Consider the following 470-nt stretch of genomic DNA (forward strand, 5'->3'; position numbering starts at 1 on the left):
TTTACCTGATGGATAAAATATCATATAGGAGCCACAACGGAACGGATCGGTTCATGTGTTTTAAACGGAGTTGCCTTTTACTGCTGGAACAGTGGATTATAAGCCATATTAATTCGAGCCGAACTGAGCCAACCCGGAACACTACTTGGAGATGACCAAATTTATAATGTTATCGTTACAGCACATGCTTTTGTTATAATTTTCTTCATAGTCATGCCTATTATAATCGGTGGGTTCGGAAACTGATTAGTACCTTTAATAATTGGAGCCCCAGACATAGCATTTCCACGAATAAACAACATAAGCTTTTGACTTCTTCCTCCATCATTTCTTTTATTACTAGCATCATCAGGAGTTGAAGCTGGAGCCGGAACAGGTTGAACTGTATACCCACCTTTAGCTGGAAACCTAGCACATGCTGGAGCATCAGTTGACCTAACAATTTTTTCACTTCACTTAGCTGGTGTATC

Annotated in this window: 1 protein-coding gene; it reads right to left on the bottom strand. The window is 39.8% G+C overall.

The annotated features are described in order from the left end of the window. Positions 1 to 220: 220 nt before the first annotated feature. Positions 221 to 470, bottom strand: a 250-nt coding sequence (locus tag F1003_RS16985; RefSeq protein WP_235898406.1) for a hypothetical protein, incomplete at its 5' end; no start/stop codon positions are given.

Source organism: Winogradskyella ouciana (assembly GCF_009709615.1).
GTDB lineage: Bacteria > Bacteroidota > Bacteroidia > Flavobacteriales > Flavobacteriaceae > Winogradskyella > Winogradskyella ouciana.